The organism is Cellulosimicrobium sp. TH-20 (genome assembly GCF_002105775.1).
In the GTDB taxonomy this organism is placed as follows: Bacteria; Actinomycetota; Actinomycetes; order Actinomycetales; family Cellulomonadaceae; genus Cellulosimicrobium; species Cellulosimicrobium funkei.
In genome coordinates this window covers 3,087,148-3,100,811 of record NZ_CP020857.1, presented here as the reverse complement: position 1 = coordinate 3,100,811, position 13,664 = coordinate 3,087,148, and the positions used below count along the sequence as shown (strand labels likewise).

Here is a 13,664-nt window from a genome sequence, read left to right as displayed (position 1 = left end):
GGGACGCGCGGGGGCGGGGCCGGTGCGCCCGCCGTCACGGTGCGCCCTCGCCCGTCGCGGCGGCGCCCTCGCCCGTCGCCGCGGCGCTCGCGGCGGAGCCCGGCGCGACGAGCAGCGCGACCGGCAGGTCGGCGAGCAGGTCCGCGACGCGGACGCTCCCGGCCGGGTGCTCGCGCCCGGTGAGCACGTCGACCCACGTGCCCGTGCCCGCGGGGAGCGCGACGACGTGGTCGCGCCACCCGCCGAGGCGGTCGACCGTCCCGGCGAGCCGGGTCGCCACCGTGACGACGTGCGCGACGGCCGCGTCGTCTTGCCGGTCGCCACCGGACGCGTCGGCGGTCGCGGGGTCGCCGGTGGGGGTGCCGGCCGGGGCCGTACGCGCGAACGCGAGCGCGCACGGCGTCGACGACGCGACGGGCGCGTACCCGGCGCCGTCGCCGACGAACGCGGCGGCGAGGGCGCGGCGCACGCGCAGGGCGCGCGCGGTGACGAGCAGCTTCTCGTCCGCGAGCGTGCGCGCGGGCGCGCCACCGTCGAGCCGCGCGAGGCGCTCGGTGAGGTCGTCGACGTCCACGGGGCGGCGGTTGTCCGGGTCGACGAGCGTGGGCGCGTACGATTCGGCGCCCTGGTAGACGTCCGCGACGCCCGGGGCCGTGAGCCGCGTGAGCGTGATCCCGAGGCTCGCGGCGCGCAGCTCCTCGCGGTGCTCGCGCGCCCACCGGGCGAACGCCCCGGTCACGGCGGGGTCGGCGAGCGCGCGGCGGGCGAGCTCGGCCACGGCCTCCTCGTACGCCTCGTCCGGGCTCGTCCACGACGTCGCGACCTTCGCCTCGCGCAGCGCCTTGCGCAGGTAGTCGACGAGCCGGTCGGGAGAGATCGCGGCCTCGGACGTGCCGTCGGGCGCGTCGTCCGGCGTGGTCGCGTCGGGGAGCCAGGTCCCGGCCACGGTCTGCCACAGCAGGTTCTCGGCGAGACCGTCGACGAGGACCCCGCGGTAGGGGGCGGTCGCCGCGCGCACCTCGTCGACGAGCCGCGACCACGCGCCCGCGTCCTCGGACAGCACGCCGAGGGCCGCGCGCGTGTCCTCGCCGCGCTTGGTGTCGTGCGTCGACCCGGCCGTGAGGGCGTGCGGGGTGAGCGCGGCGAACCGCTGCGCGAACGCGTGCCAGTCGTGCACGCCGAGGCTGAACCGGTCCGGCTCGCCCCCGACCTCGCACAGGCTCACGAGCTCGGTCCAGCGGTAGAACGCCGTGTCCTCGACGCCCTTCGCCGTCACGGCCCCGCACACCTGCTGGAAGCGCACGACGAGCTCGTCGCGGCGCGCCTCGCGCCGTCGCCCCGCGCTGCCGACCTCGCGGCCGAGCACGAGGTCCACGACGACGGCGAGCGTCTCCGCGCGCTGCGGGTCGAGGTGCGCGCGGGCGCGCTCGGCCGCCTCCTCGACGGCCCGGACCGCCTCGTGCCGCGGCGGGGTGCCCGGCACCACGTACGCGCGGTAGCGGTCGAACGCGACGAGCAGCTCGCGCAGGCACTGGTGCAGGCCGCGCCACGTGTGGTCGCGCAGGCGCGGGTCGTCGTGGCAGACGGCGGCCGCCAGGTCCGTGAGCCGGTGCACCTCCGCGTAGAGCGGCCCGGCGACGACCTCGCGCTTCGCCTCCTCGACGAGCGCGCCGAGGCCGCCGGGCGGCGCGCCCGTGAGGCGCGTCATCACCGCGTCGAGGCCCGACCGGCCGCCCGGGTCGACGAAGAGCTGCTGCAGGCGCCACGCGACGTCGTAGCCGGTCGTCCCGACCGTCGCCCAGTCGGGCGGCACCTGCTCCTCGCCCGCCAGGATCTTCTCGACGACGACCCACGCGCCGTCGGTGCGGTCCGCGAGGCGCTGCAGGTACTGCGCCGGGTCCGCGAGGCCGTCGGGGTGGTCGATGCGCAGGCCGTCGACGACCCCGGACGTGACGAGGTCGAGCACGAGCGCGTGCGTCGCGTCGAACACCTCCTCGTCCTCGACCCGGACCGCGACGAGCGACCCGACGTCGAAGAACCGGCGGTAGTTGAGCTCCTCGTCGCCCACGCGCCAGTAGGCCAGCCGGTAGTGCTGGCGCTCGACGAGCTCCGCGAGCGGCAGGTCCTCCGTCCCGGCGCGCACGGGGAACACGTGGTCGTAGTAGCGCAGCACGCGCCGGGGCCCGGGCGTGCCCGGGACCTCGACCTCGTCCAGCACGAGCTCGCCCGCCGCGAGCACGTCGCCGAGGCGCGCGCCGAGGACGGGCATGAGGACCGCGCCCTCGCCCGCCGACCAGTCGACGTCGAACCACCGGGCGTACGGGGAGGCGGAGCCCTCCTCCAGGACCGACCACAGCGCACGGTTGTGCCACGCGGGGGTGGGGACCGCCATGTGGTTCGGGACGACGTCGAGCACCATGCCCAGGCCCGCGTCGCGGGCCGCGGCCGCGAGCCGGCCGAGGCCCTCGCGCCCGCCGAGCTCGTCGCTGATCCGCGTGTGGTCGACGACGTCGTACCCGTGGGTCGACCCGGGCGCCGCCTGGAGCACCGGCGAGAGGTAGAGGTGCGTGACGCCGAGGCTCGCGAGGTACGGCACCTGGCGCGCGGCGTCGTCGAACGTGAGGTCGGGGCCGAGCTGGAGCCGGTACGTCGACACCGGGACGCGGAGCGGCGCGCCCGGCGTGCCGGCGGGGGAGACGGCGGTCATCGCAGCGGCGGGCGGGTCAGGACGATGACGCTGCGGCCCGTCACGGACACGGTCTCCCCGGGCTGCAGCACCTCGCCGACGTCGACCGTGCCGTCGGTGTCCAGCACGACGTCCCAGCTCTCCCCGTAGGCCGCCGGCGGCACGGTGAAGTCCAGCTCCTCGGAGTGCGCGTTGAGCAGCAGCAGGAACGAGTCGTCGACGATCGGCTCGCCGCGCCGGTCCTGCTCGGGGATCGCGTCGCCGTTGAGGAACACCATGACGGTGCGCGCGTAGGCGTGGTCCCAGTCCTGCTGGTCCATGCGCGAGCCGGTGATGTCGAGCCACTCGATGTCCGGGAGGTCGTCGGGACCCTCGGGCATGCCCGGCTCCGCGCCGTCCTGCCGGCCCACGAAGAAGCGCCGCCGGTGCAGCACGGGGTGGTCGCGGCGCAGCCACACGACCCGGCGCGCGAAGTCGAGGAGCGCGGCCCGCTCGTCGTCGAGGCCCTCCTCGCCGCCCCAGTCCATCCAGGTGATCTCGTTGTCCTGGCAGTAGCCGTTGTTGTTGCCGCGCTGGGTGCGCGCGATCTCGTCGCCGTGCGCGAGCATGGGCACGCCCTGTGAGAGCAGCAGCGTGGCGAAGAAGTTCCGGCGCTGGCGCGCCCGCAGCGACCGCACGTCGGGGTCGTCCGTCGGGCCCTCGACCCCGCAGTTCCAGGACCGGTTGTGGCTCTCGCCGTCGTTGTTGTCCTCGCCGTTCGCCTCGTTGTGCTTCTCGTTGTACGACACGAGGTCGTTGAGCGTGAAGCCGTCGTGCGCGGTGACGAAGTTGATCGAGGCGATGGGCTTGCGCCCGCCGTGCTCGTAGAGGTCGGACGAGCCCGTGAGGCGGCTCGCGAGCTCGGGCAGCGTCGAGGGCTCGCCGCGCCAGAAGTCGCGCACCGTGTCGCGGTAGCGCCCGTTCCACTCGGTCCACAGGGGCGGGAAGCCGCCCACCTGGTAGCCGCCGTCGCCGAGGTCCCAGGGCTCGGCGATGAGCTTGACCTGGGAGATGACCGGGTCCTGCTGCACGATGTCGAAGAACGCCGAGAGGCGGTCGACCTCGTGGAACTGGCGCGCGAGCGTGGCCGCGAGGTCGAAGCGGAACCCGTCCACGTGCATCTCGGTCACCCAGTACCGCAGCGAGTCCATGATGAGCTGGAGCACGTGCGGCGAGCGCATGAGCAGCGAGTTGCCCGTGCCGGTCGTGTCGAAGTAGTGCGCCTCGTCGCCGTCCACGAGCCGGTAGTAGGCCTTGTTGTCGATGCCGCGGAAGCTCAGCGTCGGGCCGAGGTGGTTGCCCTCCGCGGTGTGGTTGTAGACCACGTCGAGGATGACCTCGATGCCGGCCTCGTGCAGCGCCTTGACCATGGTCTTGAACTCCATGACCTGCTGCCCGCGCGTCCCGTGGGCCGCGTAGCCGTTGTGGGGCGCGAAGAACCCGATGGTGTTGTAGCCCCAGTAGTTCGACAGCCCCTTCTCGACGAGCGTGGGGTCGTTGACGAACTGGTGCACGGGCATGAGCTCGACCGCCGTGACGCCCAGCGTCACGAGGTGCTCGACGACGGCCGGGTGCGCCATCCCCGCGTAGGTGCCGCGCAGCTCCTCGGGCACGTCCGGGTGGAGCATCGTCATGCCCTTGACGTGCGCCTCGTAGATGACGCTGTCGTGGTAGTCCCGGTTCGGCGGGCGGTCGTGGCCCCAGTCGAAGAACGGGTTGATGACGACCGACATCATCGTGTGCCCGGCCGAGTCGTCGTCGTTGAGCGGGGGAGCGGGCGGGGGCGCGTCGTCCTCCTCGCCCTCGGCGGGCTCGTCCGCCTGCGCGACCTCGTCCGCGTCGGCGAAGCGGTAGGAGAACAGCGACTCGTCGCCGTCGATCTGCCCCTCGATCGCCTTCGCGTACGGGTCGAGCAGGAGCTTCGCCGGGTTGCAGCGGTGGCCGTTCGCGGGGTCGTAGGGGCCGTGCACGCGGTAGCCGTAGCGCGTGCCGGGTCCCTTGCCCGGGAGGTAGACGTGCCAGACGTGCGCGTCGATCTCCTGGACGTCGACGCGGGTCTCGGTGCCGTCGTCGTTGAAGAGGCAGAGCTCGACGCGCTCGGCGATCTCGGAGAACAGCGCGAAGTTGGTCCCCGTGCCGTCGTACGTGGCGCCGAGGGGGTAGGGGTGGCCTGGCCAGGTCTGCATGTCCCTGAGGATGTCACGGGGTCCTGTTCGCTGTCGTCGCAGGAGACCCCTCGGTGACGCGATCGATCTCGACCGGGGTCTCCCGCCGCGATCAGGACATTAATAGTGTGCCAAGCGGCGGTCGACCTCCTGGTCGCCCCGCCCGTGCGGCGCACCGACCCGCCCGGAGGCGGACGGTCGTGCATCGTGCGGGCGGACCTGGTAGACCCGTGCCATGAGCACCCACGCACACCACCGCGACGACCTCAACCAGTCCGACATCGCGTCCGCCCGGCTGTCCCCGCGCCGCGAGGACGAGGGAGAGGGGTCCGGCGACGTGCTCACCGGGGGAGACGCGACGAAGGCCCCGCAGTCGCTCTCGGAGAACGAGCGCCGGCCCATCGACGGCGCGTCGTCGGGCACGTCCTGGGACGACCCGGACGAGCTCTAGGAACTTCGCGCCCGGCCCCTCAGTCGACGCGCGGCAGGCGGTCGGCGTCGACCGCGATGAGCCGTGGCATCCCCGCGGGGGCGACGGCGCTGAGGGCGAGGTAGCGCGCCTCGGCCCGGTGCAGGCGGATGTGCTCGTCGACGGTCCAGTCGGGACCGTTGGTGAGCGGCATGCCGCACGAGCAGTCGATGGTGACGCGCCCGGCGGCGTCCTCGCGGACCTGCCCGATCGTCACGTGCTCCGACCGCGCGTCCGCCTTGGCGCGGCGCATGGTCGCGCTCACAGGCTCGGGCCGGTGGGCCTGGGGCGGGGGCGAGGCGGGTGCGTCGGTCACGGGTTCCGAGCCTAGACGCCGCCGGGACCTCGTCGCACCCGTCCTGGCCGTGGCCTTCAGTGGGTGTGCGCGATCCCGAGCTCGTGCGCCCGCTCGTGCTCGCGCTCTGCGGCCTCGCGGGCGGCGATGCGCGCCCGGACCTCCTCGCGCCGCAGGGGCGGGACCGTCGTCGGCGGGTTGCGGCGTTCGGGCAGCTCGTCGAGCAGGCGCGCGACGATCGCGGTCACCTCGTCGACCGCGCGCTCGAACGGCTCCTCGGTCGCGGCGCTCGTGCGCTGGATGCCCGTGACCTTCCGGACGAACTGGCGCGCGGCCGCCTCGATCTCCTCGTCGGTCGCGGGCGGCTCGAGGCCCCGCAGGGTCGTGATGTTCCGGCACATGCCTCGACGCTACGTGCGTGTGAGGAGCGCCACAAGGGCGGCCGAGGTCAGGAAAGGCGAGCCGTCACCGCGAGCTGCTCGCCCGCCTCCACCCGCACGTCCGCCACCCGCACCCCCGGCGGCAGGTCGGCTGCGAGGTCGACGTGGCGCCCCTCGACCTTCGCCAGCTCGCCGCGCGCCACCACGAGCAGCGCCGCGACGACGGGGTTGCGGCTCGACAGCTCGAGGTCGCGGACGGTGAGTACCATGCGCGCGTCGACCTCGGCGGTACCGGTCGCGCGCACGCTCGCCGAGAGCAATCCCTTGCGCACGCGGGCGAACGCCTGGAGCGACACCGTGCGTGGCCCCGTCGCGACGAGGTCGACGTCGAGCGAGGCCAGCGTGAGGCCGATGTTCTGCAGCTCGGTGGCGACGATCCTCCGGGCGGTGGCGAGGACCGCCTCGCGCGGGGCCGAGACGCGGACGTGCCCGCCGAGGGGCGCGGCGTCGTCGGGCTCGACGCCCTCGACGGCGAGCGACCCGTCGGCGCCCTCGACCCAGCGGAAGCGCAGCCCTTCGATCTCGGCCGTGACGTCCACGGGGACGTCGTCGACCAGGAGCGGGTGCGCGTCGACCCGGAGCCGGCGCACCACCGCGTCCTCGCGCGAGCGGACGTGCTCGACGTCGACCGTCGGGGAGGTGCTGCGCCCGGACGAGGAGGCGGGGCGGTCCGCCCCCACCCGGACCCGGACGCCCGTGAGGTCGACGTCGAGGCGAGAGACGTCCGCGCCCTCGAGGTCGGCGTCGAGCCGGACGGCTGCCGTGCCCTCGACCTCGGGGCCCAGGGCGTCGAGGGCGGCCGGCCGCAGGCGTGCGAGCAGCTCGGGGGCGGTCGTGGGACGCGGGGCCGCGCCGAGCGGCAGGACGTCGTGGGCGGGGCGCTGGTCGGGCATGCGCCGAGAGTAGACGACGAAGGCCGCCCCGGCGTCGGGACGGCCTTCGAGTGGTGGGCGATACTGGGATCGAACCAGTGACCTCTTCCGTGTCAGGGAAGCGCGCTACCGCTGCGCCAATCGCCCGGGTGCTGCATACGAGGTGGAGATGGGATTCGAACCCACGTATACGGCTTTGCAGGCCGCTGCCTCGCCTCTCGGCCACTCCACCTTGAGACGCGTCCTCTCATGCTCCCGGGGGAGCGGGCCAGAGAGTGGGCCTCCGAGCGGATGACGGGACTCGAACCCGCGACCCTCACCTTGGCAAGGTGATGCTCTACCAACTGAGCCACATCCGCGCGGCCGGTCCGTCGGGGGCTCTCACGAACCCCGTGGTGATCGGCGCGAAGCACATACTAGCCGACTTCCGCCCGGACCCGTGCATCCGGTCCAGGTGATGGTCGGCGCGAGAGAGGCCGCTCCGGACGGTGCCGGGGCGGCCTCTCTCGTCGTGCTCGTGGGCGATACTGGGATCGAACCAGTGACCTCTTCCGTGTCAGGGAAGCGCGCTACCGCTGCGCCAATCGCCCCAGAGGGGTGGTGCTGTTGCGAGGTGGAGATGGGATTCGAACCCACGTATACGGCTTTGCAGGCCGCTGCCTCGCCTCTCGGCCACTCCACCGCGACCTGCCCTCCGCCACCACGAGGGCGGCGGGAGGGTGGGCCTCCGAGCGGATGACGGGACTCGAACCCGCGACCCTCACCTTGGCAAGGTGATGCTCTACCAACTGAGCCACATCCGCGCGGCCGGACCTTGGAGCTTCGGGGAGCGTTTCCCCCGGCCCTCCGGCGTTCCGGCGCGTCCCAGACATTAGTCCACGTTCGCGTCCGGCGTCCAACCGGCCCCGCCGAGCCCGCGGTCGGTGCTCGGGGGCCGGGGGTCCGGGCGGAGGTGCGCCCTGGGTAGCGTGGTCCCGTGCCAGGACCTGGGAGAACACCCGCGCCGGGGTTCGCTCGCTTCGCCGGGCGCGCCGCGAGCGGCGTGCTCGAGTGCGTCGACCTCCGGCGCGAGCCGGAGCGTCTGGCCGACGACGGGCCGTGGTTCGTGGTCGCCGACTTCGACGGCCCTGCCCGCGGCGGCCGGGCGCGCGCGTGGCGGTTCGCCGAGCGGCTCGCCCCGTCGGACCTGGACGGCGCCACGCCCGCGGGAGCAGAGGCCGACCCGTGGCGCGGGCCCGACCCGTCCGCGTGGCGCAGCTCCCTGGACCGGGCCGGCTACGAGGCCGCCGTCGCGCACGTGCGCGACGAGGTCCGGGAGGGCGAGGTCTACCAGGCGAATGTGTGCCGCGTGCTCGCGGCCCCGCTCGTCGGCCCGGGTGGCGGCGAGCCCGACGCCCGGGCCCTCGCGCGTCGTCTCGCACGGGGCAACCCCGCTCCCTACGGGGGCGTGCTCCACGTGCCGGCGGGGTCCGGCGTCGACCCGGTGTGGGTCGTCAGCGCCTCGCCCGAGCTGTACCTCCGGGTCGCGGGGGGCACGGTGACGTCCGGACCCATCAAGGGCACCGCGCCCACCCCCGCGGGGCTCACGGCCAAGGACCGGGCCGAGAACGTCATGATCACCGACCTCGTGCGCAACGACCTCCAGCGCGTGTGCGAGCCGGGGACCGTCGAGGTCACGGACCTGCTCGCGGTCGAGCAGCACCCGGGCCTCGTGCATCTCGTGAGCACGGTGACAGGACGCCTGCGTGCCGGGCTCGCGGGGTCGGCCGCGCTGTGGCCCACGCTGCTCGAGGCCACCTTCCCGCCGGCATCGGTGTCCGGGGCGCCCAAGTCGTCCGCGCTGCGGATCATCGACGCCCTGGAGCCCGTGCCGCGCGGCCCCTACTGCGGCGCCGTCGGCTGGGTCGACGGCGACGAGGCCGTCCTCGCCGTCGGGATCCGCACCTTCTGGTGGTCCGACGGCGTCCTGCGCTTCGGCACGGGCGCCGGGATCACCTGGGGGAGCGACCCCGCGCGCGAGTGGGAGGAGACCGAGCTCAAGGCGCGCCGCCTCGTCGGCCTCGCCTCGGGCACACTGGAGCCATGAGCACCCCTGCCGCCACGACACCGACGTCCGCGAGCGCGACCGAGAACCTCGTGATCTGGGCCGACGGGCGCCTCGTGTCGCCTAGCAAGGTCGCGCTCAGCGCGGTCGACCACGGCCTGACCGTCGGGGACGGCGTGTTCGAGACGTGCGCCGTGTTCGACGGCCGCGCCTTCGCGCTCACGCGCCACCTGCGCCGGCTCGCGCGGTCCGCCGCCGGGCTCGGCCTCGACGCGCCGGACGAGCGCCGCGTGCTCGACGGCGTCGAAGCGGTGCTCGCCGAGGCGGACGCGCGCACGCGTGCCGGCGCCGGGCCGGTGGGCCGGCTGCGCATCACGGTGACGGCCGGCGTCGGGCCGCTCGGGTCCGGGCGCACCCCCGGCGAGCAGACCGTCGTCGTCGCGGTCGGCCCGGCGGTCATCCGTCCCTCCGGCCGCGCGGTGCGGTCGCCCTGGACCCGGAACGAGCGCTCCGCCGTCGCCGGGCTCAAGACGACGTCGTACGCGGAGAACGTCGTGGCGCTCGCCGACGCCGTCGGCAAGGGCGGCGACGAGGCGCTCCTCGCCAACACGGCCGGCGACCTGTGCGAGGGCACCGGGGCGAACGTCTTCGTCGAGCGCGGGGGCGAGCTCGTCACCCCGCCCCTGTCCTCCGGCTGCCTCGCGGGCATCACGCGCGAGCTGCTGCTCGAGTGGGCGGCGGAGGACGGCCTGCCCGCGCGCGAGGCGCGTCCCGGCGAGCTCCCGTTCGCCGTGCTCGACGAGGTGACCGCGGGGGAGTCGGCGCTGCTGCTCACCGGCTCCGTGCGCAACGTCCAGCCGGTGACCTGGCTCGACGGCGCGGACGTGGCCGCGGGGGAGCTCTCCGTGGCGGCGCGGGACCTGTTCGAGCGGCGTCGTCGCGAGCGTCTCGACCCGTGAGGGCGGCCGGTTTTTCGATCCGGTCCGTTTCAGGCTAGTATCGACCACGCACTCGGGCGATTGGCGCAGTGGTAGCGCGCTTCGTTCACACCGAAGAGGTCACTGGTTCGAACCCAGTATCGCCCACCGAGCAGAGGCCGTCCCCGCACCCGCGGAGGCGGCCTCTTTCGTGTCCGGGGCCGGCGGCGGTCGTCCGGAGTCAGCCGGTCGTGGCGTCCGGCTCGCTCGGCGTCCTGACCTCCAGCCCGACGCCGGCTCCCGCGGCCTGGTCGGCAAGGTGCTGCCACGCGGCGGCGTTCGGGACGGCGCCGGGCGGCGGGGTGACGGTGATCGCGCGGTCCGTGACCTCGACGTCGTCCACGCCGAGCTCGAACGCGCCGCTGATCAACGGTGCCAGGACCGCCATGTCCGCGTCGGGCGAGAGGTCTGCCACCAGAGGTCTCGTCGCCGAGGTGCCCGGGTCGCGGTCCTCGTCCCACCACCCCACGTAACGGAGCGGCAGCGCCGTGCCCTCGTCGTGGAGCGCGCGGAGCGCGTCGAGCAGGCGGGCGCGCTCGGCGGACGTCGTCACGACGACGAGCGCGCGGTCGGGGTCGTCGAGGGAGGGCGCCGCTCCCGCGGTGAACCCCGGCGAGGAGAAGTCGCCGTCGTACCCCGGCAGCAGACGACCCATCGCGGTGCTCGCGGCGGCGAACCCGGCCACCGTCTCCTCGGCGAGGCACGCGCTGTCGTACGGCGCCGCGTTCTGGAGGGTCACCGACCCGGCCTCGTCGGTGTCCGGTGCCGCGGTGGTGAGCGTGAGGCGCGTGAGGGGCGCGTCGCGCGCACAGCTCGTCTCGACGAGGCGGCGCACCTGCTCGGCGCCGAGGTCGTCCTCGAGCCGGACGGTCGCCTCGTGGTCGTCGGGCCCGACGAGCTGGTTGTCGCGGAACTCGTACTCCACCGACGCGACGCCGTCGACCTGCTCCATCGTCTCCGCCCAGGTCTGCTGGGCGGATGCGCACCCGGCGAGGACCGCGAGCGCGAGCCCCCCGAGGACCTGGGTGAGCAGCGCCTTCCGCTCGGTGCGTTCCGCTCCCGTCATGGGAAGACGGTAGTGAACCGTGGCGCACGTGACACCCGGGAGCCGGCGCACGTCGAGCGGGTGAAATCTGACGCCGCTCCGCACCGCCGAGCACCCCGGTGCAGGGGGATCGTCCATGACGAAACGGGGCAAAGTGCTCCCCCGGATGCCCTCGTCCCGGGGGAGGCGGGCGGCGCGCGACAGATCCTGGACGAGCGCCCAGCCTGCACGGTGCCCCTCTGCCGGGCACAGTGCTCGCAGGACCGGTGAAGGCGGTCCGCGCCACCGGGCACACCCGCCGCAGCGTTGCCGTGACGGTCCCGGTGGTCGTCCTGCCGGTCCTCGAGGGGTCGTGCGGACGTCGCTCCTCCTCCGTGCGCAGGGGGCACGGAGGGGTCGCCGGTCGTCGTGGACGCCGCCCCGGGCGTCGTCGCCCCGGCGGTGTCGTCGCGAGCAATCCGCGTTCCGAGTCGTCCTTCATGGACACCTCGGGACCGTTGAGATTTCAACTGTGAGGCACGTTGCGCCCCCGTGCGTCTGTCTGTAGGTTGAGCCCGCCCGCCGAGGCCCGGCGCGGGGGCAAGCGCGCAGGGGGAGCTTGGCGTCGGGCCCGGCGGGCTCAGACGCCCGCGAGGACGCGGGCCGTCTCCTCCGAGCTCGTCCGGTCGCGCAGCGCGCGGCCCAGCCGACGCAGCGCGTCGTCGTCCGCGAGCAGGTCGGACCAGTCGTCCGGGTCGACGCTCGGGGCGTCACCCCGGGCCCGCCGCGTCGCCGCGAGCTGGAGCTGGTAGGCGAGGATCACCTCGCGCGGGCTGCCGGGGACGGCGACGCGCACGTGGTCGACGTCGTCCCGACGCGAGTGCAGCGCGAGCGCGGCGAGGCCGTCGAAGATCTCGATGGTCCGGTGGTACTCGTCCACCGCCGCGCTGGACCCGGGGAGGCCCCCGCCGCCCACGGTCGCCACGACGAAGGCGTGCAGGTGCCCGAGATCGCGGCGGCGCTCGCGGGCGAACGCCGCCGACGACGCGAGCTGGCCCACGATGCCGACCGTCAGCAGGACGCTCGCCGCGAGCACGAGGTACCGGGTGCGCACGCCGAGGACGAGGTACGGCTCGGCGCTGCCGGGCTCGTGCAGCAGCGCGGCCACGAAGCTGAGGACGGCCCACACCATGGCGACGACCGCCCCGGCCGCCGCGACGTCCATGCCCCACCGCAGCCGCACGGGGCGCCGCGAGCGCGTGCGGACGCACGACACGGCGAACGTCGCGGTCGCCGCCACGAACGCGCCGTAGTACAGCGCGCGGTACACCCACATGAGCGGCCGGCCGGAGCTCTGGGCGTCGAGGTCGAGGGTCGTCCACGGCCCGCTCGCGACCGCGAGCGCGACCATCGCCCCGCCGACGAGACCGGCCGCGAGCGCCACGTGCCGCGTCCGTGGCGCGTGCCCGGTCGTCGTGCTGTACGCCCACACGCCGACGAAGAGGCACCCGGCGACGAGCGCGACGTGCTTGGCGACCTCGTGCGTGCCGCCGGGGGCGTGCGTCTTGAGGAGCTCGGCGACGGCCGGGACCCGCAGCGCTGACGCCACCGCGACGAACGCGAGGCCGAGCGGGAGAGCCGCGTCGGTGCCTGTTCGGGCGCGCAGCGCCGTCCATGTGGCGGCGGTGACGAACAGGGCCGTGGCGAGGAGGTCGAGCACGTGGCTCATCGGTAGAGCTCGAGGGACGTGAGGCGTGCGGCCGAGCTCCCGTGCGACGCGATGGAGATCATCAGCTCGCTCGCGAGGCGCTCGACGCGCTGCTCGGCGGGGTCGTCGTGCACGTCGCGGCACCCGGTGGGGACCGGGCCCGGAGCGGGGCCGGGGCGGATCGCGTCGAGCACGTGCACGAGCTCGTGCGCGACGACGTGGTCGCGGTGGGGTCCGGGGAGCGTCTGGCGGGCGTCGACGAGGACGAGGTCGCGCTCGGGGAACGCGAGCCACAGGCCGGTGACGCCGGGGCCGAGGTCGCCCTCGACGACCTCGAGCGGCTTGCCGCGGGCCGCGGCGACGAGGCGGCACGCCTCCTCGATGCTGCGGGCGCGGTCGAGCCCTGCGGCGCGCAGGAGGTCATCCATGGTCGGCCTCCGGGGCAGGAGGGTGCCCGTGGGGCGTGCCGGGCGGTGCCACGGGTGGGAGGTGCTCGAGGCTCCGTACGCGGTCGACGATCTCGATGATGGCGCGGACGTTCTCGGGGGACAGCCCCTGGGCGCGCAGCGCGAACTGCTCCACGCCCTCGTCGGCGAGCGCGGCGCGCAGGCGGTCGTCGGGGCTCTCGTCGGGGTCGACGAGGCTGCCCGTGCTCACGTTGAAGAAGGCGGCGATGCCCTCGACGACGCGCAGGCTGGGCGACGAGCGGTGCCCGCCGCGCAGGGCGCTGAGGTACGCCTCGTTGATGGAGTAGCCGCGCTCCGTCATCCAGTGGGCGGCCTCCCTGTTGGTCACGGGACGCCCGCCGCGGCCGCGCGCGAAGAGCTCGTTGAGCCGGTGCCGGAAGACGCGCGCGGTGCGCTCCCCGGGTGCCACGTCGTCGTCCATGGGCCGATTCTGGCAGGCCCGGACCGCGCGTGCGCCGGTCCGGGCCGGCGGGTCACG

12 protein-coding genes and 7 tRNA genes are annotated in these 13,664 nt (G+C 74.6%); 4 read left to right on the top strand and 15 right to left on the bottom strand.

The features are described 5' to 3' along the window. Nucleotides 1–34: 34 nt before the first annotated feature. Together treY and glgX are read right to left on the bottom strand one after the other, a co-directional pair. Nucleotides 35–2,707, bottom strand: coding sequence for a malto-oligosyltrehalose synthase (treY, locus tag B8281_RS13780; RefSeq protein WP_085388017.1), 2,673 nt, complete (start codon nucleotides 2,705–2,707; stop codon nucleotides 35–37). Then, nucleotides 2,704–4,911, bottom strand: coding sequence for a glycogen debranching protein GlgX (glgX, locus tag B8281_RS13775; RefSeq protein WP_085388016.1), 2,208 nt, complete (start codon nucleotides 4,909–4,911; stop codon nucleotides 2,704–2,706). The genes treY and glgX overlap by 4 nt, the downstream gene beginning before the upstream one ends. A gap of 214 nt (nucleotides 4,912–5,125) precedes the next feature. On the opposite strand from glgX, the gene B8281_RS13770 reads away from it, so the two are divergent. Next, on the top strand, nucleotides 5,126–5,341 hold the full coding sequence (locus B8281_RS13770; protein ID WP_021482368.1) for a hypothetical protein: 216 nt from the start codon (nucleotides 5,126–5,128) through the stop codon (nucleotides 5,339–5,341). A gap of 19 nt (nucleotides 5,342–5,360) precedes the next feature. On the opposite strand, the gene B8281_RS13765 is transcribed toward B8281_RS13770, so the two are convergent. From B8281_RS13765 to B8281_RS13725, 9 genes are all read right to left on the bottom strand, one after another. Continuing rightward, nucleotides 5,361–5,675 carry a hypothetical protein gene (locus B8281_RS13765; RefSeq protein ID WP_306303318.1) on the bottom strand — a complete coding sequence of 105 codons (315 nt, stop codon included), beginning with the start codon at nucleotides 5,673–5,675 and terminating at the stop codon, nucleotides 5,361–5,363. 56 nt (nucleotides 5,676–5,731) lie between these two features. Next, nucleotides 5,732–6,055, bottom strand: a complete 324-nt coding sequence (locus tag B8281_RS13760; protein WP_085388015.1) for a DUF2277 domain-containing protein — start codon at nucleotides 6,053–6,055, stop codon at nucleotides 5,732–5,734. 47 nt (nucleotides 6,056–6,102) lie between these two features. Then, the gene (locus B8281_RS13755) at nucleotides 6,103–6,987 is read right to left on the bottom strand and encodes a hypothetical protein (protein WP_085388014.1); all 885 of its coding nucleotides are present in this window, start codon (nucleotides 6,985–6,987) and stop codon (nucleotides 6,103–6,105) included. Between the two features lie 51 nt (nucleotides 6,988–7,038). Beyond that, nucleotides 7,039–7,113: transfer RNA gene (locus tag B8281_RS13750), tRNA-Val, on the bottom strand. Nucleotides 7,114–7,127: 14 nt separating this feature from the next. Beyond that, nucleotides 7,128–7,198 (bottom strand) — tRNA-Cys (locus B8281_RS13745). 54 nt (nucleotides 7,199–7,252) lie between these two features. Then, a tRNA-Gly gene (locus B8281_RS13740) sits at nucleotides 7,253–7,325 on the bottom strand. A gap of 159 nt (nucleotides 7,326–7,484) precedes the next feature. Beyond that, nucleotides 7,485–7,556 (bottom strand) — tRNA-Val (locus B8281_RS13735). Between the two features lie 21 nt (nucleotides 7,557–7,577). Next, nucleotides 7,578–7,648 (bottom strand) — tRNA-Cys (locus B8281_RS13730). A gap of 48 nt (nucleotides 7,649–7,696) precedes the next feature. Further along, nucleotides 7,697–7,769: transfer RNA gene (locus B8281_RS13725), tRNA-Gly, on the bottom strand. Between the two features lie 173 nt (nucleotides 7,770–7,942). Between B8281_RS13725 and B8281_RS13720 the strand changes: the two genes are divergently transcribed. From B8281_RS13720 to B8281_RS13710, 3 genes are all read left to right on the top strand, one after another. After that, nucleotides 7,943–9,052, top strand: a complete 1,110-nt coding sequence (locus tag B8281_RS13720) for an anthranilate synthase component I family protein (RefSeq protein ID WP_085388013.1) — start codon at nucleotides 7,943–7,945, stop codon at nucleotides 9,050–9,052. Then, nucleotides 9,049–9,969 (top strand): aminotransferase class IV, encoded by a 921-nt coding sequence (locus tag B8281_RS13715; protein WP_085388012.1) that lies wholly within the window; start codon nucleotides 9,049–9,051, stop codon nucleotides 9,967–9,969. Before B8281_RS13720 ends, B8281_RS13715 begins: the two co-directional genes overlap by 4 nt. Before the next feature lie 54 nt (nucleotides 9,970–10,023). After that, nucleotides 10,024–10,095 (top strand) — tRNA-Val (locus B8281_RS13710). A gap of 73 nt (nucleotides 10,096–10,168) precedes the next feature. Here B8281_RS13710 and B8281_RS13705 read toward each other — a convergent pair. The 4 genes from B8281_RS13705 to B8281_RS13690 form a co-directional block, all read right to left on the bottom strand. Next, on the bottom strand, nucleotides 10,169–11,053 hold the full coding sequence (locus B8281_RS13705) for a hypothetical protein (RefSeq protein ID WP_085388011.1): 885 nt from the start codon (nucleotides 11,051–11,053) through the stop codon (nucleotides 10,169–10,171). A gap of 598 nt (nucleotides 11,054–11,651) precedes the next feature. Continuing rightward, nucleotides 11,652–12,740 carry a hypothetical protein gene (locus B8281_RS13700; RefSeq protein WP_085388010.1) on the bottom strand — a complete coding sequence of 363 codons (1,089 nt, stop codon included), beginning with the start codon at nucleotides 12,738–12,740 and terminating at the stop codon, nucleotides 11,652–11,654. Further along, nucleotides 12,737–13,147, bottom strand: coding sequence for a hypothetical protein (locus B8281_RS13695; RefSeq protein ID WP_085388009.1), 411 nt, complete (start codon nucleotides 13,145–13,147; stop codon nucleotides 12,737–12,739). Before B8281_RS13695 ends, B8281_RS13700 begins: the two co-directional genes overlap by 4 nt. Further along, the gene (locus B8281_RS13690; RefSeq protein WP_085388008.1) at nucleotides 13,140–13,607 is read right to left on the bottom strand and encodes a hypothetical protein; all 468 of its coding nucleotides are present in this window, start codon (nucleotides 13,605–13,607) and stop codon (nucleotides 13,140–13,142) included. Before B8281_RS13690 ends, B8281_RS13695 begins: the two co-directional genes overlap by 8 nt. Between the last annotated feature and the right edge of the window lie 57 nt (nucleotides 13,608–13,664).